Origin of the sequence: Myroides indicus (assembly GCF_004364575.1) — a bacterium.
Lineage (GTDB): Bacteria > Bacteroidota > Bacteroidia > Flavobacteriales > Flavobacteriaceae > Flavobacterium > Flavobacterium indicum_A.
Window position 1 is genome coordinate 26,341 of record NZ_SOAG01000017.1, and the last position, 26,314, is coordinate 52,654.

Below are 26,314 nucleotides of genomic sequence, written 5' to 3' on the forward strand. Positions count from 1 at the left end.
CTATGAAAATTAACAGTGCCGAATTTATAATCAGCAACTCTGATGTTAATAAATGTCCAAATGAACCTTTGCCTGAATATGCTTTTATCGGCAGATCTAATGTAGGTAAATCTTCATTGATCAATATGCTTACAAATCAGAAGAATCTGGCAAAAACATCATCCAGACCAGGAAAAACACAGTTAATTAATCACTTTAAAATTAACTCTAATTGGTTTTTAGTGGATTTGCCGGGATATGGATATGCAAAGGTGTCTAAAAAATCGAAAAGCATTTTTCAAAAATTCATCACTGAATATTTTGAAAAAAGACAACAACTGGTTAGCGCATTTGTGTTGATAGATATCCGCCATGAGGCTCAGAAAATAGATTTGGAATTTATGCAATACTTAGGGGAGTCTGAAATTCCCTTTGGAATTATTTTCACAAAAGCTGACAAGGTAGGAAAAACAAAAGCGTTACAGCTTATTGCTGATTATAAAAAAAAGCTGCTAACTTCTGATTGGAGCGAAATGCCTCCTTATTTTATTACCTCATCCGAGCACAAAACGGGCAGAGAAGAAGTTTTAGAATATATCAATACCATTAATCAAGATATTTTTAAAAATCAAGGATTTATTTAATTGTTAACAGGTTATCTCTTAAGATATATTCAAAAAAAACCGAAGAAATTTTCCTCCGGCATTAAACATTTTTTAATTCAATCACCACTTTTAAGGCAACATACGTTTCTCTTTCTTTTAGTTCAATGGCTTTTTACCGGATATAATGTTGTACAGGATAATAATAATCGCAATAACCAACAAAATATGAATAAGATTTCCTAATCCCATTCCTCCGCCAATTCCAAGTAAACCTAAAAGCCAAATTACAATACAAATTACTGCTACTAGCCATAAAATACTTCTCATAATGTTTAAGATTTAATGTTCAACTTTTTTATACTTATGTATTAAAAGTACAAAAAAACTATCATTAAGAAGAAAAAATATCTGTTTTTTTTACCTATAAACTAAAAAAGCAGGCATATTGCAACGAAAATAATACTATATTTCTTGGATTTACAAAAGCCCTTCTTTCTTAACTAATACAATCAATTCCTGATAGTCCGAGACATCAAACTCCTGCAACATTTTACTAATTCTTTTTTGAATGCCACTAGTAGATAATGTAATAAAATCCTGTATTTGAAAAATCTTAAATCCATGCGACAAATACATCAATATTTCTCTGTTAGTAGGGTCTAAAAGAGTTAATCTATTCATTATACTTTTTACTGCTGCTTTAGCCTTAGGACTTAAATAAGATGATTCGGAGATGTCTTTACCAACGAGAACTCTAAAAATTTCTCCTGCAAAATCAGATTTTACGATAAGCGCATCCGGATGGGTCTTTTTATACATATTATATAAAATTACAGCCTCTTCATGAGCTGTAATCAAAATAATTTTGCAGTCCGGTGCATATTGACGAATTAGCAAAGCACAGTCTGCACCAGAGTTTAGTTCCAGTTCTTTATATGACAGCATATCATGATCAAGAACTGCTACATCAGGGGTATTTCCTTGTATAATCCAATGATAGATTTGTTCGCAAGTCAATAACTTAGAATATTGATACTCCGGATTATTCAATATAGAAATATACCCCTCCAAAGTCATCAAATGGTCGTCAGCAAGTAAAATATTCATAAAATATAATTTATTAGCTGTAAATATACGAATATAAAAACCCACTATTTCAGACAGGATATTGAAAATATTTTTTGAAGCTTTACAAAAATTAACATTTTAGGTAGTTCAAGTACAAGGCAACTATTCAAAAAGCTGTTAAGTTGCACAATAAAAAAAGAGGTGCAGTTTTCTTTTATCATTATTGGAAACCAACAAGATCAATTGCCCGATATAGTTCAAAAGTTGAGTCTATTTTCCAATTACAATTGGATAGGAACGTTTTCTTATAGTACAGATATTATTGCTAAAATTGTACAGTTAAAACCACAACTTGTATTTATCTTCAAAAATGATAAGGAAACTGACATCTCTTTAAAGCTTATTAGTGAAGCGCTATCCTACTTAAGCTTTGTTCCTTACTTTATTCTTATTTCCAATACTCAAGATTTTGCTCTGGAGGCCATACAAAACGGAATATCAGACTATCTGATGGATACAGATACCCATTCCCTTGGAATGAGCCTATTTAAATTTGAAAAAAGATTTTCTGACACGGTTCCCCAAACCATCTGTATCAAATCCTATAGCGATTATCACCTGATAAAGTACAAAGATATTGTTTACTTAAAAGCGGATAATAACACAACCGACTTTAAACTGTACAACAACAAAGTCATTACTGCTTATAAAACTTTAAAATATTTTGAGCATAGTTTACCCTATAACTTTGTTCGTATCCACAAAAGCTATATCGTTAATATACATTGCATTTCTCGGATTCATTTCAGCAAAAATAAATGCTATTTGGATTTCAATGAACAAATTCCTTTCAGTGACACTTACCGAGAAAGTTTAGAACAGGTTTTAAACGACAACCTCATGTCATAAATCACTATTAGTATATCCTGTTATCGTTCTCAATACAACATTTTTTCTATTACACTAAGTCTTCTCCATATTTATATTGCCATGTTATAAAACCCCCTCTACACCCTGAAAATGCCGGAGGTTACTCACAGAATATTAATGTTCACTATATGAACGTCTTATTATTTATTTATATAGTTTTTTTCATATTCCTTTGTCCTGTATTTCCAATCTAAAAGAAGCTTCTATAAAGGAAATTATTTAGTAAAAACGGAGAAGTCGTTTTTGCTAAACAAAGAGAAATTACTTCTCAATTTTTCTCAAGACAACAACTGTTGAATTTTTATAACAACGGTCAATCATTTATTAACTTATAAACACTTTAAAAATGAAAAAAATCTATTATTTGATAGGAGGAATATGCCTATCCGCTATTGTAATGTCTTGTGATACTGATGACAGTCTTAAACAAGATGCAGGAAATCGACAAGAAATAAAGCTGATACAAGAGATGCAGATAAAACAAGCTTTAAATCAGAGTAATAATCACGATTTAAAGTCCGATCGAGGAGATAAAGATAAGGATAAAGATAAAAGCAAAGGTTAAAAAAATCACTACTTAAAGCGATTCAAAAAGAATCGCTTTATTTTTTTATATTTGTTAGAAGCAATATTGTCTTTTCATGAATATTAGAGTTCTTTTCTCATACTTCATTTTCCTATTTCTTTATTCTTGCACACAAGTAAAGAAAAAATCGAATGCTAATCTAAATAATTATATAGATTATGAGAAAAGCACAAATAAAGAAGCCTTTTTAGATAGTTTATATATTTTAAATCAAGCTCTGGTTAACGATTCTTTAACCAGAGAAAATCTAATGCAAATTGCTGCACATTATGAAAAACAGGGAATAAATAATAAATTTTTTAGTACTACGCAGCAAGTATATACATTAGCACTCACCCAAAAAGATATTTTACATCAGGCACAAGCATTATGGTATTTAGGAGATTATTACGACAACAAACAAGTCTCGGATAGTGCTTATTACTATTACCTTAAGGCCGAGCAATTATACGCTTCACAAAAGGACAGCGTCAATTGGATAAAAATGCTTTCCTATAAAGCAGGAGTGTTATATGATATAGGACTTTATACAGAAAGTGAATCAGTAGCTGCTCAAGCTCTTCATCTTTTATCTCAACACAATAATACTCGGCTACAATATGAATCTAATGTACAGATGATTTTAGCTTTAGAAGGTTTAAAAGAATACGAAACAGCTTTAAAATACTACGCTAAAATACCCCGCTTACTAAAACAATTAGAAAACGAAGGATATGACAAACAGCGATTACAACGTTCCTGGTTATCCTACTATAACAATTTAGGGACATATTATAACGAAATCGGCAAACCTCAAGAAGCTCAAAAATATTTTGAAATGGCCTTGACAGACCCGGCTGTTGACGACTCTCCTAAATTAAAAGCAATGCTTTTAAACAATTATGCTAATAATCTTATTTTACAACGGGATAATAACGTTTTAATAGATTCTCTCCTCAATTTATCTTTACAAATACGACAGGATATAAATCACAAACAAGGAATCATTGCCAGTAAAATCAATATAGCTGAATTTAAATTATTACTTAAAGATACAGCGCAAGCATTACAAATAATGCAAGATGCTTATCTATTGGCTGTAGATGAAAAAAGCGGTTATGAACTTATGGAAAGCCTTAAATTTTTATCTGAATATGACCAAGAAAACAGAGATAAGTATACTGCGGTTTATATACAAACCCAAGATAGTTTACGCAACCTTGAACGTCAGACCAGAAATAAGTTTGCCCGCATTGCCTATGAAACCAATGAAATAGAAAAGAGAAATGATATTCTAATTCAGAGAAACACCTATTTATGGGCAATTATTTCTTTAGTGTCCGTTTTACTACTAATTGTATTCATTGTTTTTAAATTGCGGTTAAAAAACAAAAAACTCCTATACCTCCAAAAAGAACAGCATGCTGTTCAGCAAATTCAGGATTTATTGCTAAAGCAACAATCTATAGCCGAAAATACACGAGAGAAAGAGCGCAAACGCATAGCCAAAGACCTGCACGACGCCATAGTAAACAGAGTTTTTACAACTCGGATCAACTTGGATGAACTCGCAACTTCTCAGCCGGAACAAAAAGCCAAACTGGTACAACAACTGAAACAAACAGAAACTCAAATAAGAACTCTTGCACACGACATACACAAAAACTTGTTTGATCAAAAGCAAGATTTTTCAGAAATTATAAAGAGTTTGGTACACTCCCAAAAAAACACTTTTAAAACTACTTTCGAATGCAGTATTGACAATGGAATAGACTGGAGTTTTTTTACAATTCAACAAAAAACACAAATTTATCTTATCCTGCAAGAACTACTGCAAAATGTCAATAAGCATTCTCACGCTGCAAAATGTATTGTTATTTTTCTGATGAAAGAAGATAGAATAACAATCAGAGTTCATGACAACGGCATCGGTATAGATAAAGAAAAAGCAAAAAAAGGAATGGGTTTCCGAAATATAAATCACAGGCTTAAACAGTTAAACGGAGAAATTAAATTATCTGATGCTAATCAGATGACAACAATAACTTTAGAGATACAATATAACAATAAGAAGTAATATTTATTCTTAAAAACCATTATTTTAAGGTCAAATCAGTTAATTCTAAAATCATTGCAATTTTTATTTCTGAGACGAGCATATTCAAATCCTAATTTCCACCATTGCGTTGTTTTTTCAGTGTCAAAAATCAAAGAGTTTGTAGTAAGTTCGGTCGGAGTATAATAAAAGTTCAACATAACCTCTTTATTGGCGGCCATTAGTTTTCCTATTCTTATATTCTGTTTCACATTTCGTTCCATCATAAACAGATAAAGATTAGTTATCAAAGAAAAAACATTTTTTGTTGCTGTTATATTTACCCCTCTCACTTCCGTTTCCAAAACAATAACATCGATTATTTTAGCACCCCGGCTTATCGCTTCTTCAATCGGAACCATGCACCCAAAACCACCATCTGCATATTCATACTTATTTTTTTCGACTAAACTCATAAAAGGAACATAGTTAGACGAAATCCAAATCCAATCGCAAAAATCCTTATATTCAAAATCTTTGATTGATTTATATTCTACCTGATTTAAAGATAAATTAGAGACTGTTACAGCAAGTTCTTTTCCGGCATACTTTAGCTGTTCAAATTCTTTTTCTGTCAGTGTATCCGAAATCAGCTTTCGCAAGTTAAAGCTCTCCCCAAATGTTTTTTTTCTTTTTAAAAAACTTTTTAGAACATTAAAATGATTAATACCAATCTGCTTGCCTAAAACTTTATCATTTTTAATTGTAAAAGGGTAGTTATTAAAGATGCTTCTTTCATCAACAGAAGTAAATACATTTCTTATCTTATCAATCTTATTTAATGCTAAATGCGAAATCAATAAGCTTCCTGTCGAAGTTCCTATTAAAATATCGTAATCATAACCCATTTCGTCTATCAGATATTGGGCAACACCGCCTGCAAAAGCTCCTTTGCTTCCGCCACCGGAAATAACCATTGCTCTCATTATTTTGGCTGTATATTGTACTAGTTAAATGTGCAAAAAAGCACTCCTTTCAAATATACTTTATTTTTTTTATCCTGATTAACATTGCCTGGTAAACTTTTACCTCAGATATAGTAATCATTTACAGTAATGATTCCGGCGCGTATAGCATATCGGGTAGCCTCGTGAATGCTGTTTACTTCCAACTTTTTAAATATATTTTTGCGGTGTGTAATAATTGTATGCACGCTTACACTGCGTTCTGCGGCTATCTCTCTGGTTATTTTTCCAGAAGCTATTTCTTTCAAAATCTCCCGCTCTGCCTGAGTCAGTACCTGCTCTACTTTATAGATAGAATGATTGTGATCGTCCAGTTTTTCCTTTATAAAAGAGGTAAGATATTTTTTTCCCTGCAACACAGCCCGAATTGCTTTTTGAATATCAGCCAATTCATCTTCTTTGAGTGCCACACTATGAGGAAGGGATTTATTGTGTAATAAATACTTTAACCAGTATTCATTTAATTCGCTAAAAAACAACAACCAAAAAACAGAATTTTTTTGTTCCAAAAGCACAATAATCTGCTCGGTATAGGCATCAAATCCAAAAGCGTGAGGATCAAAAACAACAATCCCGCTTTTAGATTCGTTTAAAAAATGCTTCAGTTCCTGTAATTTTTGTATCTCAATAAATACAATATTGTCATCATATGCCTCCTTAAATAAAGCTTGAACGGCATAACGAGTTATTTCTTGAGAATCTACGATTGCTATTGAAAGCATAACAAAACATTTTTGCAAAGATACTATTTATAATTTCTGCTATTTATGATCTAATAAAAAAGAGCTGTTTGTTTATAAAACAGCCCTTTTTTCACTTAACTAAACTAACTCAATCTAAAACTTGACCTTATAAATCATTCTCGAATTCACTTATTATAAATTTCCGTTTTCCCTTTCTTCCACATCCGGTATTCTATACAAGTAATATGGACTGTTGGCTGTAAATTCGCTTTGGTCGGGAAAGTTTAAAACGCGATGTCCTTGCGGCAGTAGCTTTTTAGTTTGTATGACTCCGTTTTCATCTTCATATTCATAATCCACCATTTTATCCTGAGGGTATGCCCTTCTCACTACCGATTGCTGGTTTCGGATTAAATCAATCAGACTGAATCCTTCGCCAAACAATTCTTTTCTTCGCTCAATCCATATTTCATTGATTAGCTCCTGTCCGGCAAGACCGCTTGCAGCTTCAGCATGTCTCGCCTGCTTTAAGGCATTCAGTTTATTAATTGCATCTCCGTCTCCCAAACGGGCTTTTGCCTCTGCATTAATCAAATATATTTCCGATGTCCGCATCAATACAATATCTGCTATTTGCCCTGCTTTAAATTTAAACTTTGCATACCTCGTCCATGCCAAATTTCCATTCTCTACTGCTCTGCCCGGATCCGGAGCCCAAGAAATCATAGATTTTCTATAATCTCCGTCATCAAACAAATCTTTAAAATACGGATCAGCGTTAAAACTGAAATAATAGCTTTCGGGCGAAGTAACATCTAAAAAATTAAACTGATAAGAGGCGTCACTCTGATCCGGTGTCTGCGGATGTCCCCAAATCCATTCTCTATTATTAATATCATTAAAACCCGCTTTATATTCTTCTTCTGTCATCAGATAGTCATTTGTTTCCAGCAATTCATCTGAATATTTTTTAGCCTTTTCCCACTCTCTGCTGTACAAAGCTGCCCGTGACAGTATTCCCAAAATAACTTGTTTGTCTATTTTGTATTTTTGGTCTCTTCTGTAATTATCAGGTATGAGAATCAACGCTTCTTCCAAATCTGCTACAGACTGTTTATACAGCTCGCTTACTGTAGCTTTAGATACCGGTTGCGAATCTTTAGTAGTCGGTTTTAAATAAATAGGGGCTGTTGGTGCGTTCGGATCTTTGTCAACCGCAAAAGCATATCCCGAAGCCAAGTGCAAATACATAAACCCTCTTAATGCCAACGCCTGTGCTTTAATTCGTTTTTTGTCTGTATCGTTTCCTATTGCCTCGTGTATCTTATCAATAATATTGTTGGTATTATTAATCGTTTTGTAGGTAAGATTCCAACTGTGCGTATTGGTTCCGCCTTTACCATACAACGCTGTAAATCCGTAATGCGAGCTAAATCCATACCGGGTATTAAGCACTACATCTGACCCCATAGCATCATTAGTTCTTAAAATAGCTCCAAATCCGGGGTTGGCGTATGTATAAAACGTTTCCATCAAATAGCCCCAAGTTCCATTTAATACTTTTTCATTTCCGGAAGTTGTTTTAAAAACCTCCTCTTCTTCCACAGCATCTGCAGGGTTGGTATCCAAACTGCAGGAACTCAACAAAACCGCTGTTAATACAAATCCAATCAGCATTTTATATAAATTATTTTTCATGTTTTTATAATTTTAAATTAACACCCAACGAAATGGTTTTCATAGACGGATATCGGTAATAAGTTGTTCCGTCAAAAGTCTGTTCCGGATCAAGTCCCTGCTCTTTTGTCCATGTAAACAGATTTTCTGCCTGAAAATATACTGAAGCTGAACTTATGTTGATCTTCTCCATCCACTGTTGAGGCAAGTTATAAGCCAGCGTAATATTTTTCAGCTTTAGAAAGGATCTGTCTACCAAAAAACGGCTGGACGAATTAGTCCAAGAACTTTTTGGAGAAGTAGTTAACCGCGCTACATCTGTATCTGTATTTTCGGGAGTCCACCTGCTTAGCATGTCCTTACTCCACGTATTTCCTCCGCCGGATTGCCCCATCAGGCTTAATTTGTCTCTATTGTATATTTTTCCGCCCAGCGCATAGGAAAAGTTTGCCGATAACAGCCAGTTTTTATATCCCAGTTCCGTTTGAAAACCTCCTGTAATATCCGGTAAAGACGTACCGCTTTTAACTTTATCTTTTGAACCCAGCACACTGTAATCTTCTGTAATAAATTGATTGCCGTTATCGTCAAAACCATACCATTGCGGGTTTCCGTTATCGGGATTCACACCAGCCCATTCTATCAGGTAAAAATCGTATAGAGAACCTCCTTTAACCCATTTTTTATCGCCGCTCCACATTTCCTCCGTCGGTAAAGAGGTAATTTTATTTTTATACGTTGTCAGGTTGGCACCCAAATGTAAAATCCAGTCTTCATTTTTAATCGGGTAGCCTTCTACAGAAAACTCCCACCCGTAGTTTTTTAACCCGCCTATATTCATTTGAACAGAACTAAACCCGAGTGAGGGAGATAATGCCTTATCAAAAAGCAGGTCTTTTGATCGTCGTTCAAAATACTCCACTGTTCCGGTCAATCTATTATCAAACAATCCAAAATCCAATCCTATATTGAGATTAAAATTAGTTTCCCAACTCAAAGTCGGCGTTGCCAGTCTGGAAGCAACTAATCCAGATTCTCCAAGATTGTTATAAATGTCATATAACCCCTGATAAGCATAATATCCTACATTATCGTTGCCCTGCGCTCCGTAACTTGCTCTCAGCAATAAATCAGACAGCCACTTATCTCTGTACGTCTGTATAAAATCCTCGTCAATAGCTCTCCACGATGCGCCAAAAGACCAAAAATCACTCCATCTTTTTTCATCTGAAAACCGCGAAGATCCATCTCGACGGTAAGATGCTGACAAATAATATTTTTTGTCATATGAATACTGAGCATTTCCAAAAAAGCTCAACATTTTGTATTCGTCCGGTTTTCCGGTAAAATCTACCAAACGCGAAGCGGCAGCCGGCGAGTCATATCCCTGCATAATCAGCTGCTGGCGCAATCCTTCAAAATAATTAGTTTGATAGTGATAGTATTCTTGTCCTCCCATCAACGCAATGGCATTTTTGTCATCAATATCCCAATTATAATTCAACACATTGTTGTACGTCAAACTTACTGTTCTGTCATTTCGCATATACACGCTTCCTCCGTAATCTGCCGAAGGACCGGTTTCGGGATTGGCGACATTGTGGGTGTATTTACTATTGTAATCCACGTTTAAGGAAGTTTTCCATTTCAAATTTTCCAAAAATTTTACCTGTGCATAGGTTCGGATAGTAGCAATATCACTTTTTATCTCATTTTTGTCCAAAGGCATTGTAGCTACCAGGTTATAACGCGCATAAGACGAGGCTCTATACGCGCCAAAATCGTACATTCTGGCTCCCGTTTGCGGATCTGTCAGGTAGTCTCCTGTATTGAGATCGCGCTGATACACCGGATAAAAAGAAGGCAATCCGCGGGCAAAACCTATAACGTTATTGATTGCGCTATCGTCCTGTTTGGGATAATCCTGTATTGCATGCGAACCGGATAAGTTTAACCCCAGTTCCAACCAGTCTTTTGCATCTATCACAATATTTGATCTTACATTAAAGCGCTTAAATCCCGAACCTAGTATTGCCCCCTGGTTGTTGAGATAACCTCCCGAAACGTAATATCTCGTTTTTGCTCCTCCTCCGTTAACGCGCAGGTTAATATCGGTGTATTGTGCATTTTGAGATAAAGCATCTACCCAGTCGTCATTCCACAAAGGCTGTAACCCCGGTTTCAGTTTTCCGTCTGTACCCACCGGTTCCGGATTATTTAATCCGTACGGGTTAATTCCCAGAAAAGGAATCAGATTGGCAGAGGCATACTGATTGGCTTCGGACAAGCTCATCCCAGCAGCATCCATCTGTCCGTTCCTCAGCGCTTCCCAATACAATTCCATATATTGATTGGTATTTACCTGATCGTAATCACGACGGGCTCTGCTTGAAAAACCTTGTTTTGCCGAAATTTCAATCTGCGGTTCCGATTCTCTCTTTCCTTGCTTTGTTGTAATCATAATTACACCATTTGCCGCTCTGGATCCATACAAAGTTGCCGCCGTAGCATCTTTTAAAACAGAGATAGACTCTATATCTGAAGCTGCAATGGCAGATAAACCTCCTTCATAAGGAACTCCGTCCACAACGTACAACGGCGAGCTGGATGCATTTACAGAACCTACTCCTCTTATACGTATGGTAGCTTCTGAGCCCGGCTGACCACTGGCAGCGAAGGACTGAACTCCTGCCACGCTTCCTTCCAACACTCGGGAAACATTGCTTACCTGAGCATTTTCAATGGTCTTTGCCTGAATGAGTCCAACCGATCCGGTATAGCTCTTTTTGCTTGCTGTACCATAAGGCACATTGATGATTACCTCGTCCAGCTCAGAAACTTCTGGTTGTAATGTTACGTTTATTTCGGTCTGCTGGTTTACCATAAACTGCTGCGTTTGATAACCGATAAAAGAAAATTCAAGTGTTTGACCGCTTTCAACTGCAATGGAATAAGATCCGTCAAAATCCGACATCACTCCTGACTGTCCGTTTTGAACAGTTATACTTACTCCCGGCAGGGCTCCGTGATTATCCGAAACAATACCGGATACCACAACTTCTTGTGCGTACAGATTTACAAAACCCGACAACACAAACAAAAAAGTAACTATTTTTTGCATATGCATTAGTATCTGTGACCTAAACAATTACGTTTGGTCATATTAATAATTTTAGAAATTTAATGTTGACGAGGATTAATCATCCCCTATTGAGAAAGGAATAAGCAGCTAACAACAGCCGCACATGTACATTATAGAAGAAAGATAGACATTGGTTTTGGCAATAACGCCGTGCGATAAACTCCGGGTAAAATCAATTGCTGTCATCATTTATGATATTTATTAATGTTCTTCTGTTAATGTGGATAAAAAACGTTGACCTGTCTTATCATATTATCTCACAGCAAAAATATAACGATACCTATAAACATAAAATACCATATGTATGGTATTTTTAAATTCTTTCATAAAAGTATCAAACCGGAGAATTGGATAGCCAAAAGTATATAGCTTGTAATATAAAAAAACCCAACCATAACAAGTTGGGGTTCCGTTGGTATATGTTAATGACAATTCAGTACATATTCTTTGGTTTGGGTTACATCTCTTTTATATATTCGATTAAAAAATAAAGAGTTAAAAATGAAGATCCTATAGCAAAAATAAGCACTTTAACATCTAAACCAAGATACCAAAATTTTGTTACCCAATCAAGGTTCTTTTTAGAGTCTTTTTTTCGTTCATAAAAATAATAAAACCAACTGAAAGTCGAAATTACTGATAAAATGATTATATTCTTCATAGTTACTTTTTATAAGGACCTTTTTGATTATCTCTTGCGTCATCAATCGTTTTTCCAAAAACATTCATTACTCCTGTATTAATCATATTCTCTGATTGGTTTTTACCTATCTTACCTACCTTATTTCCTATAATAAAAAACATCCCCTTTGTTACTAACTTTTCTATTGAAAACTTATTATCAATCCCATCATTTATTAATTCTAACACTGTCCCAGCTCCTGATAGAATAGAACCCACCGTTGCCATAGAACCTCCAAGAGCTCCTCCTCCTGAAAAGGTTGTTACAATCCCTCCATATACCATAGCATCTCCTCCTTTTTGTAATCCTCTAGCAGTAGCTTTTGACATATTATTTTCACCTATATAAGTTCCGTCACTTGTATGAAAACCAGGTTTTACATCATTCCCTGTAGATAAATCTGTAACAGTAGCTTTATCCGATAATTTATAACTATCATCACCGCTATTAACAGTCATTTCTACACTTACATTTTGGACATTTTTATAGCCTTTTTTCTGTGCCTGTTCTTTAGTTGTAATATCACTATCATAGATAAACTGACGATTACCTTCTTTACTTTTCAATTCAATCCAATCATCTCTCCCCTCCGGAGCCATCCCTGTTGGGTCAGTTAGGTTCACAGGGTTATTCATTGTGTAAGTATATGGATTCCAATTCGGGAACTGCTCCGCCAACGGATCTACACTTAAAAATATACTTATACCAGGATCGTAATACCGCGCTCCATAATAATAGTAACCCGTACTCTCATCCAACTCTTTACCATTAAATTTATAAACGTTTTCAAATATATTATTAGTGCTTTGCTGTACCATTACCTCCCCAAACGGCAGGTATTCTATGTACTGGCACGGTTTGCCCAATATATCGGTAATGTAAGAGGTACTGCCCAGATGGTCGCTGTGATACCACCAAACTGGTTGCTCCTGTGCCATCGGATCAGCTACAATATCAGATCGTGTCGGCGGATTGTCATTCCACGTATCATCCACACCCGGATCTAATACAATAACCGGAAACGTAGGGGTTTCTACTTCTTCTTCCTCTTCTTCAATATCCGGAATGTTCAACTCACAAAATTTTACAAAACACGCTGCTTCCGTACCCTCTGTATGAGGTAGTTTGATACATTCCCAACAATACAACTAACACACGGATTGCAAATCCGCGCTATCGGATTATTTACCACCATTTATCATACTTCTGACTGAATTTAATACTGTCTTCTCTAATAGAAGTAACAAACTGTGAGGAAATATATTTGTTTTGAATTTGAGTATATTTAGGCTTTTCTTCACTGTATTCTTCTGATTCTAAATAATATTTTTGGTATCCTCCATGATATTCTAATGCTAATATTTCATAATCACTATTATAAATTAGTTTGAAAAAAAAGGAAGGTATTGGATACATTGTTACAACCTTTACATACAAATCATCATCAATCTTATAATTATAACTATCGTATTTAACATTATCTAATGCAGAAACACCAATTTTATAATCAAATTTTTCCTCCAATGTTAAAAAAGGTTTATTATCTAACACTTTAAACTCATCATATATCAAATCATTAAACTCTATATAATACCCATCACTTTTACCTATTAAATCTATAGATCTTATATATAAACTATCATTTTGGACGCTTCTTAGCTTTATTTCTATGTTTTTCTTATCATAAACAATATCAACATTCAGTTTTTCGGCACTTAAAACATTATCCGTCTGATTGTAAATTAAATTAAGACTCTCTATTTTTTTTCTATTACAACTCAAAAAACTACAAATCGCGATAATTAGTTGAATTAGTATTATACTTTTTCTGTGCATTTTTAAATGTTTCATTATAATTTTTATTATTCTTAATCATTTCGGTTTTTCCTTTAGAATACTGCTCATATCCCTTATTCCCCATATCATTATCTCTTAATGCTTTATGATCTGAATTACCTGTTTTTGTATTTTTCAAATATTGCTTAGTTTTATCTGCTCCATTCTCATTATAATAATTAATTATCGCCTCAACATGTTGTCCATGGGCTGTGATCTCATTCAAAAGGCTTTCACCAACTGACTCTTCTCCATATTTAGGATCCATAATAATAGAAAAAACCAAATCCCCATTATCATCTACTTTTGTTCTAAAAAACCCTTCTGCTCCTGCTGTTGCCCAATAATTCCCATTTGTTTCTTTATCTTCTATACCCCAAACTTGCAGTTCTATATTGGAATATTTCCCATTTGAATCAGCAGTTTTTCCTCCAAAAGATTCACCTTTTCTCATAAAATTAGAGAAGAAACTATTTCCTACTTTTGTCGCCATAACATCATTAATTGATTTTTGGAATTTATCTGGCAACTGATTTGTAGTAATATCTCCGCCTCTCATTTTATATATATGATAATAAGGTCTTATATATTCAGTTCCTTCAGGCGCCATACCTGTTGGGTCTGTTAAGTTAATTGGATTTTGCATTGTATAGTTATACGGATTCCAAGCAGGGAACTGTTCCGCTAGCGGATCCACACTTAAAAATATACTGATAGCAGGATCGTAATATCGCGCTCCATAATAATAATATCCCGTACTCTCATCCAGCTCTTTGCCGTTAAATTTATACACATTTTCAAAGATGTTGTTGGTGCTTTGCTGTGCTTTTAAACCCCCAACCATAACGGTTGGAGTTTGCTTTTCTAAGTTTTTTGTGTGCTATTCTTTATCAATGACTACTACTTTTTTATTGATTAAAACATAACTAAATTGAGCAGGTAGTTTCGAATCCGAGTTTTCCATATTAGATATAGTATCAAAAATTATCATATCCTTAATAATACCATTTAAGTAAAAAACCCCTACATTATCAAATCTTACGTCAAAAAGTATTTTATTTATATCTTGAGTATAAAAAGTATCTTTAATAATGAAATCATCTTCATTAACAATTTTATCCTTCGATACATATGGATAAAAATGAATATATCTTGATATACTTCCTCTTCCAATATGATTTTTTAATGAATTGTATTCATTAAAATTATAATCAATTATTCCTTCTATTTTTAAATTCTTATAAACTGTATCCGGAAAATTAATGACAGATATATCTTGATCATAAACAATTTGATTATCCAAATTGTAAGTATCTTCTTTTTTATGCTTACATGATATACAAAGCATAACACTCAAAATATATAACAATTTTTTATTCATACTCATATTATTTTTATCTACTCCCTTTTTGTGCGTTATACAGCGAATCTGATTTATTTTTAGCATCTAATTGTTTAAAATCTTTTATATCTATAATAGTGTCTTTTTTCCATCTGGTTACTGCTTCATTGGATTTATTAAACATATCCTTATTTCGGTATCCTTTTAATGTAAACTTCATTTGTCCTGTACTTGATACCGTACTAGATCTCATATCTCCACTAGTATTTTCATTAGGAGAGGTGGTCTTATTTGTTCTAGATGCATCAATATTTCTATTAATATCTTCAACTATATTTTGTCCTTTATCAAAAGCTTCAAATATATTTCCTACAAACTCAGCTCCTTGTTTGACCGTTTTATATGTATTACCAACTCCATAGCCTTTTGTATAATTTGCAAATGCATATATTAAATCTGCATTTATAAGCTCTCCTTCTCCTGAATTCCCTTTCAATAATGATAAATCTCCCTGACTTCCTTTTTCACTATAGAATCTAAACCCTCCTTTCCCAAAACTAAATGGCTTTCCTTCATAATACAAACTCTTATCTTGACCATAAATTTTGATATTTAAAAGTTTTTGGGATTGTTGTGGTTGTTTATCAGGATCCCCTGCTCCCTCCGGAGCCATTCCAGTAGGATCCGTTAAGTTCACTGGGTTATTCATTGTGTAAGTATATGGATTATAATTCGGGAACTGCTCCGCCAACGGATCCACACTTAAAAAGATACTAATAGCAGGATCGTAATATCGCGCTCCATAGTAGTAATATCCCGTACTTTCATCCAGCTCTTTGGCATTAAACTTATACACGTTTTCAAAAATATTGTTGGTGCTTTGTTGTACCATAACCTCTCCAAACGGCAGGTATTCTATGTACTGGCACGGTTTGCCCAATATATCGGTAATGTACGATGTACTGCCCAGATGGTCGCTGTGATACCACCAAACCGGTTGCTCCTGTGCCATCGGATCAGCTACAATATCGGATCGTGCCGGTTCTTCATCATCCCACGTATCATTCACACCCGGGTCTAATACAATAACCGGAAATGTGGGAGTTTCTACTTCTTCTTCCTCTTCTTCAATATCCGGAATATTCAACTCACAAAATTTTACAAAACACGCTACTTCCGTACCCTCTGTATGAGGTAGTTTGATACATTCCCAACAGTTTCCATCATCCAGACAAATCAAATATTGAATCAGCTCAAAATATTCTGCTGGCTTATCTGTCCTGTTTTTATAATAATCAATAAAATTAAGGAATTTGTTGTAACACTCCAACTCCACAGGATTATAATTCCCGATTAACCCCAAATCTATCGGCAAGCCCGTTATTGGATCATGCGGCAAGCCCGTTAGAGGGTCGTACACATACCCCGTTGACGGGTCTATAATCATTCCGTCCGGTGTACGCTCTATACAACCCAATGCGTTGATTTCTTCCAAAGCGTCGCAATAATTATATCCCGTTACATAAAGTTCCCATTCCAAACAACCTGCTGACCCTGGTGGATTTGCCGGAGCAAACTCCTTACATCTTCCTCCATACACTTTATGATTTTCTAAAATAGCTAAAATGGCATTTTTGCAATCTATTTTTTCAGGAGTGTTATACAGTACATTGAGCAATATATTGATCTGATTTTCGCATATTTGTGGCGAGATAGTTGGAAACGGTTCTATGCCACCAATGTTTTGAGTACTGCTATTTGAATTATTCATTGACACCTGCATACGCATCATACCCCCGGTTTCATGGGGTGATACTTCATTTTGGTTAAAATATTTATCCATAAAGTGTCCGGGATAACTCGAATCTTCAATTCTGGAAGCCAATCGCTTGCCATTTATATAATAGTGTTTGGTATACATATTTTCATTATAGGTCAGATTACCGCTCGGATAAAGCACTTCTTCTGTACCGTACATCCCGTTTACCGGACCACCCCCATTTATAGACATAGAACTGCTGCCTTGCTGCCTTTTAACCACTCGCTCGCCTTTCCCGTCGTACAGATAGGTATTGATTACCTCACTCTGGTTATCATTGATCTGCGTAATGTTGTTATTGGCATCCCAATCAATACCTCTAACAAAAAAGGCATCAAACGGCAAAGGATTAGGATATTCTACACGGGTCATATTCCCGTTATTATCGTAATAATAAAGCTTTTCAAAAGCTCCTTCCCCATGGTGATAACCGCTTATACTCTGCATTCGGGAGGTTGTAGCATCATAGCCATATTCCCGGTCAGACGAATTTTCAGTATGTTCAAGTTGTCCAGTATTTTTATCGGTAAACATATGGGTTTGATGCTTTGCCTGAATGGAATGATCCTCCCGGTATTCCATATTTAACATAAAATCATGCGTTTCCAGCAAGCCATCCCAATTTCCTTGTGCTGTTTGCAATCGGTTAAACTTATCGTAGCTATACGTTTTAATGTACGTGCCACCTACAACTACATTATTGTGCTGGCTAAAGTTGTTGTACATACTGGTTACATTGTTGTTTTTATCATACCCGTACACATTTCTGGAAAAAACATTCAGTTGATTCGGATTGCCCATATCCGGTGCCGACAATTGAGCGGCTCTTAGTCGTTCAGTTAAATCAAATTCCTGAGTCATTTCTACACCATTGCCATATTTGATATAGTACGGCTGGTCAAAATAGTTGTATTTAACATTTTTTAAATAATACTCTCCATTTTCATTTTGAATTTCAATCAACTGACCTATACTGTTATAGTTATAAAACACCTTTTCTTGATCCGGGTATACCATCTCTAAAAGCCTGCCCCACGAATCGTATTTATATTTACTTTTAAAAAAGTGCTCACCGCCGGCAATATCTCGTATCATTTTAGTATCTTCTACCACTTCGCCCAACTTTCCGTACACAAACTCGTGATAGCCCGACAAGTCTTCCATCTTTTTTAACCGTCCGCCCTGTTCATACGTAAAATCGGTGGTTATAGTTGGATTTATGATCTTTGTTAAACGATTAAAATTGTATGCATACATTACTTTAGTTCCGTTGGCATCTTCTTTTTCAATTACATTTCCTAAATCGTCGTATTTAAATTTGGTAATACCCGCTGCTGGCAGAATTTTTTGTAAAACACGCCCCAGTCGATCATAACTGTAAGTCGTTTGTAACCCTAAAGCATTTTCTACTTTTTTGATTTGTCCCAGGTTGTCGTATTCAAAATTTGTCCAAAGCGCTGTAGAATTATCAATTTGTTTTTGAGAAGTAGTCAATCCCAACTTATTGGTATAAGTAACCGTTTTATTGCCCTCTGGCAAAGTTATTTCATGCGTAAAAGCAGTTGCACCGTATTTATCTGGTCCAAAAGCATATTTGGTCTTGGTTCGGGCGTTGATACCATAAACCAACTCTTCCGTTATACGGTCTTTATTGTCGTATAATCGGCTTGTTTTTTTCTCTGCCATACGGTTGCTATTGTAATAAGTAGTCAACACCAAACTCAATATTGAAGGTGTAGTTGACGCTCCTGCCGGAAGACAATTAACTTCCTCCTCTTCAGACAGATAATTTTCAATTACTCGTCCAAATTCGTCATAAATCACATCCCCGGAAACCACAAAATTCATGTTTTTAAAAGGTCCCGTTCCACAGGCAGGATTGTTACCCTGACTTTGTTTAAGCAACTTCTTCGTTTGCACCGTTCTTCCCAAACCATCGTTAATCATGCCGGTATAAAGTACACCTTGTCCTAAATTATGGCTGGTTACCGCCCGTCTGTTACCAAGGTATTCATTTTTTATAGTCCAGTCCGTTTCATAGGGTCCTTTAAACTCAATCAATCGGTTCATATAATCGTATTTATAGCGCATTTCTACTCCATAAATATCTTTTACTTCCATAGGCAAACCAAAAATATTGTAATAAACATACATTTCGTTACCAAAACTATCTCTTATAAAAGAAGGAAAAACTTTTCTAAAATCTACATCCCAATAACTGTGTCTGCTATGATCTTCATAGTGGTATTCATAAAAAAAGCGTTGTCCATTTTGTTCCGGAAATATTTTTTTAGTCAAATTGCCTAAAAAATCGTATTCATAATTCCACTTGACGTATTGTGTATCGGTAAAATATTTTCGCACTTCCGTTATCTGTACGCCATTTACCACTGTAGATTCCGTTAACCGCAGCGTTTGATTACCGGAAGTTGTGCTTATCCGATGGCTAATTGGCAGTGTTTTTTGTAATAAACTGTATTGAATATCAACCGTCAGTCCTCGGTCCACATCCACATATTTTTTAACATTTCCTTTTTTGTCGTACAAGTTAAACCGTTGTTCTGTATCAAATGCAAATGAGCTGTTGGTGGAATCTTCGTCAAAGTTAACAACCTTGTTTTTTACCTTAGTGACCAACGGCAACACCGACATTTTTTCGGTATATACAGATACTTCCGCCGCAGAAGTTGCGGTAGTATTAATGTCTCCGGTAACCTTACCGCTGTCGTAAAACTTATAGGTATATTGCGTTTCATTCATTAACCGCTGGGTTCTGTCCAGCGTATACGTCTTTTTAGGCAATCCTTTTTTATAGATATACTGTTTTAAGTCCGAACTCGTACCCGGACGATACAACTCATTTTCCGTCATATCATTCAGCAGGTATTCGGTAACGTCAGTTCGATATGCCCAGCCGTCTTTATCCAGCAAATGCGCTTTGGTCATTCCAAAGCCCATAAAGTTGCGCTCTTTCCGGTCTTTGTATCCGTTAAAATACTCATAAGCATAGCGGGTAATATCTTCTCCGTCACCTGTAAATCCATCAAAAACAGACACTTTGGTCAATACCCATTTTTTATACGGCATTTTATACGTAGAGCCTATAACGGATTTGTCTACCGGATTTGTTACGGCATAATCCAGTTCAATCTCTGCTCCTGTAGATTGAATTACCTTTTTCAAAAGGTTAGTTCTTTTAATACGGGAGTGATACACCGTCATACTTTCATTTTTTGTAGAAGTGACATAATCCGGATAGCCATCGCCGTCAAAATCCATATAACGGGATTCTTCACTGGAAATATTTCGCCCTGTACCTCCACCAAAAGAAACACAAAGTTTGGGACCAACCAAAAATATAGTTGGAAAATAAACACAAACTGTACCATTACCATTCAAGCCTGCTTCTGTTGATTTTTGTGTCTGTGCGCCCGGTAAATTATTTCCAACCGTGTCAAACTTCGTTCCTAGATTAAGATAGTAAGTTGTTCCATTTACAATCTTTTCCGGCAACCCGTCACCGTTTAAGTCCATATACGTCACTTTGTCTTTTGAAGTACTCGACGATATACTCACTCCAAAAGATAAATCCATATTGGAAATCCCGGAAAACCCAAAACCACCGCCACCATTACCTGTACGCGTACTGCTTTCCTGTACCGGCAAAGAACTCCAGGTAGTACTTTCGGTAAAAGTACCTCCATAATTTAAAAACACTTTACCGTCGTCCTGAGCAATATCTACCAGACCATCACCATTAATATCCACATAAAACCGCTGGGTGGCATTGGTTGTATTAAAAGAACTGCTACTGAGCGAACCACTTCCCTGATCTCCTACTATTATATTAAGCTTACTATTTTCAGACAATAATGGACTACCTTTAATCCCCGCACTGGATCCTCCTACCAGGCTCCCTGAGCCCGAAATAGCCGTCTGCGTATTAAAATCTACATTCACTATTTTAGAAGACAACCCGCCGCGTTTAGCCGTCAGCTGAATCTGTTTACCGATGATGTCCGGAAAACCGTCTCCGTTAATATCCATAAACTCGTTCAAAAGTTCGCTTGAACCACTGGTTTTGGTATTGCCGACATTGACCATCAAAAAACCCAAAGACTTATTGGTGGTATTATTTTTAAAATAGGTGTATTTATTAATACCATAGGCTCCAAAATTGTTTACCGGAACCGTAGGCGGTTTTAAATCGGGAATATCGTCGGTCAAAAACCGGATATACGGACTTATTTTCGAATCTGACACATACAAATGTTCGTGACTTTGCCAGCGATTGCGCTTTTTTTCAGGCATCAGCATTCCAAAGTAAACGGATACATTCCCTCCCAGCTCTTTTAAATCATCAAAATTATTATCTACATCATCCAGAGTCATACCGGTATCTGTTACCATATCATCAACAGATCTTCCTGTGTTAGTTGTCAAATTAGGATTATAGACATGAATATGTTTCCCCATAATAGGTTGATACATTTCACCAATTTCTGCTCCTTTATAAGCAAACTGCCCCCAATTGCGGAACATATTACCCCAGGCAGCAGTATTTTCAGAAGAATAAATACTCGCTTTTACTTTACCATTGCTGTCGGCTCCCGTCACATAATTTGCATAAGGCGTCGTCCCCTGAATGCGGATCAGATTATTAGTGCCGTTATTCTGGAATGCATCCAGTCGCTCTGCTAAATTATACTCCGGCGAATAATATTCAAAAAAGAATTTTTCACCTACAGCTCTTCCTGTTAAATTAATATTATCCGTGTTGCCTATATTTTCATATACATAAGAAGCATTAAGGCGTTGTTTTTGTATAACCTTACCGTATTTATCAATTTTATAACGATATTTACAATATCCTGTCGGAGAACCACTACTATTCACTAAACCAATTATATCCCCGTTAGGCCATTTGGCAACTAAATAAACATAGCGGTCTTTACAGATTTCCTCTGTACATCCCGGCAACGTAAAATTATTATTAATCGTAACCGTATAGTTTGCTCCTGAACTTATAAAAGTTAAAGGAGGATTACTAATGTACACCCGGCTGTAATTAGAATAATAAGGTATCAGATAGAGATCTTCATTATTTGTATCCAATGAGGTCAGTTTGGGCTTAAATTTAGTGTCAATATCTTTCCAATCTATCTCCGAATCGCTCAATACTTCTACTTTTATATAGTGAAAACTGGTAGGATTGGACATAATCGAATTCATGTTGATTAACAGGTTAGGCGAAGGAAAAGCGGTAGTAGTCTGAATATCACTTGTTTTTTCATAAAGTACCATACTGCTGCCACTCGCAGGGATATTCCCCCCATTATTAGTATCCTTTTTATAGTAAGACACTTTAATGGTTACCCGATCCACATCATAAAGGCTAAAAGGCGCCCATTCCAATCTGTACTGTCCATTCTTTTTAAACGTTTCTTCATAATTCGCCCCCACAATAAAACTTTCTTGATAAGAAGAAGTATGACGGGAAGAGGTTAATACCGGATCTAAATTCGGTCCCGTATAGCTCACTTTCGGATTCCAGGTTACCCCCAATTCTTCCAACGGAATCTGATTGGTGTGCACTCTAAAAAACAACAAATCTCCTTTTACCACATTTATGGTATTATTGTGTGATTCGCTACCGGAAAGCATCAAGTTAGGTCCCAAGATAAAACTAGCTTCACCCATGTTGGATTCGTGTAGTTTTTCAATCGAAAACTTAACTCCGCTTTGCAAGGCGATGTGTTGTTTGGTAATAATTCCCGTTGCAGTAACCGTTCCGTTTTTTGGCGCTCGCCAAACCATCACCAAATCCATCGGACCATTGGTCAGCCCCATTTCCGGCATCGGATTTAAAACCGGAGCTACGTCGTCTTCTTTCAGTACAATCGCTGGCGTAACTGAACTATCCAGATTAAACGCCGGCTGTTTAGTCTGCGGATCAATATAGCCAAAATATACCCGTTCATTATCCACTACATCCAATAGTCCGTCGGCATTGACATCCGCTGTATAAGTAGAAACAGTTGACCGGCTTTCAGAAGTGGATTTTGTGACACTACCTGCCAAAATATTTATCGTATAGGAGTCGTCCGAGCTATTGCCTTTGGTATAACTCAAATTCGGTAAATTTTTGATAGATTTGACTTCTTCTGAAAACTTGCCTCCGAGATTCTTCCGGTAAAAAAACTTTTTACCCCCTTTAAAGATTTTGTCCGGCAAGCCGTCACCGTCAATATCTGCCATCAATACTTTAGTTTCCGAATTAGACGAACCTCCTCCCAGATTCCCGCCTATAGTAGCAGCTCTACTAAATGGCAACCACGATGCCGGAAATATGGGAGTAACAATGCCCCCGGAGGCTCCGCCTCCAAAATGACTCGATTTTCCTTCACTGCCTCCCAAAGCAGAAATATATACTTTAAAGCTATCATATTCAGTTTCATAGTCCTTATAGGTATTAATTGTCTTTCCGCTGCTTTCAAACAATCCACCGCTGCCAATATCGTCATGATAATCAAAAGAATATTCCTGAACAATCGGCGTTAAATCAGTATTGGTATTATAACCACAAGGTGTATCATTATTATTATAATTTGAATGTATAATCTTATGTAAGAGACTTCTGCCAAATTTTCCCTCTTTATATACAAAGTCATATTCCATAAACACACACCTACCTGCATCCAATTCTATTTCAGCAGAATGAACTATAATTTTATCTATTAATCGCTGGCTTATTTTTTCAATTCCAAAACGATTATTGGTTTTAACATCCATTCTGCTCTTATTGGATGTATCTATCCAATTTCTCCGTATTATTTTTACACTTAAATCTCCGAAACCGTTATTGTTAAGATTATTATTTTTGTTATATATGATTTCGCCTAATTCTTTTGGTGCACTATAATTGTATCTCATACTATTGCCGTACATATCACTTACCTCCCTTAAAAGCCACTCTCCTTTACCTACTTCTCTATAAAGATGGTTCCATCCGGTTTTACTATCCTTAACTATCCAATAATAATCATTAGGAGAATTACCTATACGTGTAATCTCTACAGAAGGATCGTGCTGTGCTTTTTGAAATACCGCATTGGACACCCGGTTTATTAAAATGTCTTTGTGGGGTACATACATTGTTTTGTCGGGTTTTACCAGTAACAGTTCTTCGCCGTTAAACAGGTAGGATTCTGTTTCCTTTGCCGAATCGTATGTAGGTACTCCCCAGCGCGTATCTACCGAAATAGTCGGTACAGACAGGCTCCAGCCTAAACCAAAATCTCCCTCATCGGCACTGCTGTTGTAATTGACGGACAAATCCGGCACCATACCCTGACGAGCCGGCGGAAGCATCAGCGGAAAGGTTAAAACCGCATCTCCTTTGTCGTTGATTTGAGGGACGCTGACCATCGGAATATTCTCTGTCGGGTTGGCTGCCTGAATTCCGGTAATGGTAGTAGGTGCAAAAGCGTTGGTTTCCGGGCTTTCCGGTTCCTGTATTACTCCGGCAAGGTAATCGGTAAAGTGATTGGTCACCGCGACTACTTCCTGAGTTTCTTCCAGAATTTCGGTTACTTTTACCCTGGTCCACTGTTTGATCTCGGTGTCAAAATAAAAAACCTGAATGTCTTTGGCGCTGTATCCTGTGGGAATAGCTGTTTCGTCGTATTTTAATTTTAGCTCTACTTCTTTGTCAAACCGAATGCCGTCGGGCAAAAAGCGGTATGCTGAATTGTTTTGCGTGACGTTGCGCAATGCCATTCCGGTAGGGGCGTAATCGCTGGTTCGCAGTTCTTGTACCGATAGCGTAAAGTCGCGCGAATAACTTTCTGCCGGAAAGGTCAGAGTTACATTTTCAAGCTGGAAATATTTTTCTTCTCCGGTATGAACTTCCGACTCAAAACGCGTAAAGGCATAGTCAAAAGATTTTATGTTTTCTGCTTCGTGTATTTCTTGTGCAGAAATACGGCGGCTGGCAAGGAGCTTTTCTCCTTTTTTGAGTTCCAGGGTTAAATCTCCTTCTGATTCTGCGGAAACAGATACCAAATGTTCAAAATTGTAGTTTTGAAATGCTGCTTCTTCGCCCGAAACATATAAACTTACCGCTGGATCGCTAAGCGATACTACGCCCGAAACGTATATTTCGCCGCTTTGGGAATTTTTAACGACATCGTTAAGCTTAAACGGCTCTTGCTGTTCTTCTTGTCTCTTTTCCAACTGGACATTTCTTACCAGATACCCCGAGGCGGTTTTTAAATCTCCGGTAAAAAGAACGGTGTTAATCCCCTCTTTTAGGTTGTGCGGAGAGACAAATTCCGAAATTCGGGACCATTCTTGTTTTTTAGCGGTAAAAAAACCGCCTGTACTGGTGGCGGTATTAATGCTTTTTGCCACGCCGGAAGCTGTAGACATGCCGTATACTTCGTAAGACAGCACATAAGAAGCGTGATAGTCTATTGCTTCTGCTATGGCAATCTTGAACAAGTTGTCTTCCGGATTGTCAAAATTGAGGTTTTCACTGCTTCCTATAATTCCAAAAGCCAAATCTGCCGGATACAGCACCGTAGATTCAGCCCGGCTTGATTCTTCCGTTTCTGAACGGAGATTTTCAATGGACTGATCTTTTTCCCCAACTGACTGAGGAACTGCTTTTGCTTCTTCCTTAACCACAGGTTCAGCAGACAGAACTTCTTCTGCCTCTGCGGTATATTCTTCAAAGCCCGTACTCTGTTCCAGCGGCTGGTCGTACTCTGCCGATGCATTGCCGTAATAAACATAATCCGCAAATACCGGATTATACGCCGCCGGCTGAGCATAAGCTATAAAAAATTCAAAAACAAATCCCTGTAAAAAGGACAGCAATATAACAGTAGAAAATTCCTTTCCGTATTTCTTAAAAATCTTCATT

Annotated in this window: 15 protein-coding genes; 4 read left to right on the forward strand and 11 right to left on the reverse strand. The window is 36.3% G+C overall.

The annotated features are described in order from the left end of the window. The first annotated feature begins 2 nt into the window (after positions 1 to 2). Positions 3 to 623 carry a ribosome biogenesis GTP-binding protein YihA/YsxC gene (gene yihA / locus C8P70_RS08270; protein ID WP_133712867.1) on the forward strand — a complete coding sequence of 207 codons (621 nt, stop codon included), beginning with the start codon at positions 3 to 5 and terminating at the stop codon, positions 621 to 623. Positions 624 to 740: 117 nt separating this feature from the next. Here yihA and C8P70_RS08275 read toward each other — a convergent pair whose 3' ends face one another. Both C8P70_RS08275 and C8P70_RS08280 read right to left on the reverse strand, forming a co-directional pair. Then, positions 741 to 911, reverse strand: coding sequence for a lmo0937 family membrane protein (locus C8P70_RS08275; protein ID WP_133712868.1), 171 nt, complete (start codon positions 909 to 911; stop codon positions 741 to 743). 150 nt (positions 912 to 1,061) lie between these two features. After that, positions 1,062 to 1,691 carry a response regulator gene (locus C8P70_RS08280; protein ID WP_133712869.1) on the reverse strand — a complete coding sequence of 210 codons (630 nt, stop codon included), beginning with the start codon at positions 1,689 to 1,691 and terminating at the stop codon, positions 1,062 to 1,064. 162 nt (positions 1,692 to 1,853) lie between these two features. Between C8P70_RS08280 and C8P70_RS08285 the strand changes: the two genes are divergently transcribed. The 3 genes from C8P70_RS08285 to C8P70_RS14245 all read left to right on the forward strand — a co-directional run bounded on the left by C8P70_RS08285 (position 1,854) and on the right by C8P70_RS14245 (position 5,224). Next, positions 1,854 to 2,561, forward strand: a complete 708-nt coding sequence (locus C8P70_RS08285; RefSeq protein ID WP_133712870.1) for a LytR/AlgR family response regulator transcription factor — start codon at positions 1,854 to 1,856, stop codon at positions 2,559 to 2,561. Between the two features lie 367 nt (positions 2,562 to 2,928). Then, positions 2,929 to 3,147 (forward strand): hypothetical protein, encoded by a 219-nt coding sequence (locus tag C8P70_RS08290; protein ID WP_133712871.1) that lies wholly within the window; start codon positions 2,929 to 2,931, stop codon positions 3,145 to 3,147. A 76-nt stretch (positions 3,148 to 3,223) separates the two neighbouring features. Further along, the gene (locus C8P70_RS14245; RefSeq protein WP_133712872.1) at positions 3,224 to 5,224 is read left to right on the forward strand and encodes a tetratricopeptide repeat-containing sensor histidine kinase; all 2,001 of its coding nucleotides are present in this window, start codon (positions 3,224 to 3,226) and stop codon (positions 5,222 to 5,224) included. Between the two features lie 35 nt (positions 5,225 to 5,259). Here the strand turns inward: C8P70_RS14245 and C8P70_RS08300 are convergent, their stop codons facing one another. The 9 genes from C8P70_RS08300 to C8P70_RS08340 form a co-directional block, all read right to left on the reverse strand. Next, on the reverse strand, positions 5,260 to 6,168 hold the full coding sequence (locus C8P70_RS08300) for a patatin-like phospholipase family protein (RefSeq protein ID WP_133712873.1): 909 nt from the start codon (positions 6,166 to 6,168) through the stop codon (positions 5,260 to 5,262). Positions 6,169 to 6,272: 104 nt separating this feature from the next. After that, positions 6,273 to 6,929, reverse strand: a complete 657-nt coding sequence (locus tag C8P70_RS08305; RefSeq protein WP_133712874.1) for a helix-turn-helix transcriptional regulator — start codon at positions 6,927 to 6,929, stop codon at positions 6,273 to 6,275. A gap of 153 nt (positions 6,930 to 7,082) precedes the next feature. After that, entirely contained in the window at positions 7,083 to 8,588 is a 1,506-nt protein-coding gene (locus C8P70_RS08310; protein WP_133712875.1) for a RagB/SusD family nutrient uptake outer membrane protein, read from the reverse strand. A gap of 4 nt (positions 8,589 to 8,592) precedes the next feature. After that, on the reverse strand, positions 8,593 to 11,688 hold the full coding sequence (locus C8P70_RS08315; protein ID WP_133712876.1) for a SusC/RagA family TonB-linked outer membrane protein: 3,096 nt from the start codon (positions 11,686 to 11,688) through the stop codon (positions 8,593 to 8,595). A gap of 684 nt (positions 11,689 to 12,372) precedes the next feature. Next, positions 12,373 to 13,464 carry an RHS repeat domain-containing protein gene (locus tag C8P70_RS08320; RefSeq protein WP_133712877.1) on the reverse strand — a complete coding sequence of 364 codons (1,092 nt, stop codon included), beginning with the start codon at positions 13,462 to 13,464 and terminating at the stop codon, positions 12,373 to 12,375. A 112-nt stretch (positions 13,465 to 13,576) separates the two neighbouring features. After that, positions 13,577 to 14,173 (reverse strand): hypothetical protein, encoded by a 597-nt coding sequence (locus C8P70_RS08325; protein ID WP_133712878.1) that lies wholly within the window; start codon positions 14,171 to 14,173, stop codon positions 13,577 to 13,579. 4 nt (positions 14,174 to 14,177) lie between these two features. Further along, on the reverse strand, positions 14,178 to 15,071 hold the full coding sequence (locus tag C8P70_RS08330) for an RHS repeat domain-containing protein (protein ID WP_133712879.1): 894 nt from the start codon (positions 15,069 to 15,071) through the stop codon (positions 14,178 to 14,180). 36 nt (positions 15,072 to 15,107) lie between these two features. Next, the gene (locus C8P70_RS08335) at positions 15,108 to 15,608 is read right to left on the reverse strand and encodes a hypothetical protein (protein ID WP_133712880.1); all 501 of its coding nucleotides are present in this window, start codon (positions 15,606 to 15,608) and stop codon (positions 15,108 to 15,110) included. A 13-nt stretch (positions 15,609 to 15,621) separates the two neighbouring features. After that, complete coding sequence (locus C8P70_RS08340; protein WP_133712881.1) at positions 15,622 to 26,313, reverse strand: RHS repeat-associated core domain-containing protein; 10,692 nt, start codon at positions 26,311 to 26,313, stop codon at positions 15,622 to 15,624. Position 26,314: the final 1 nt, after the last annotated feature.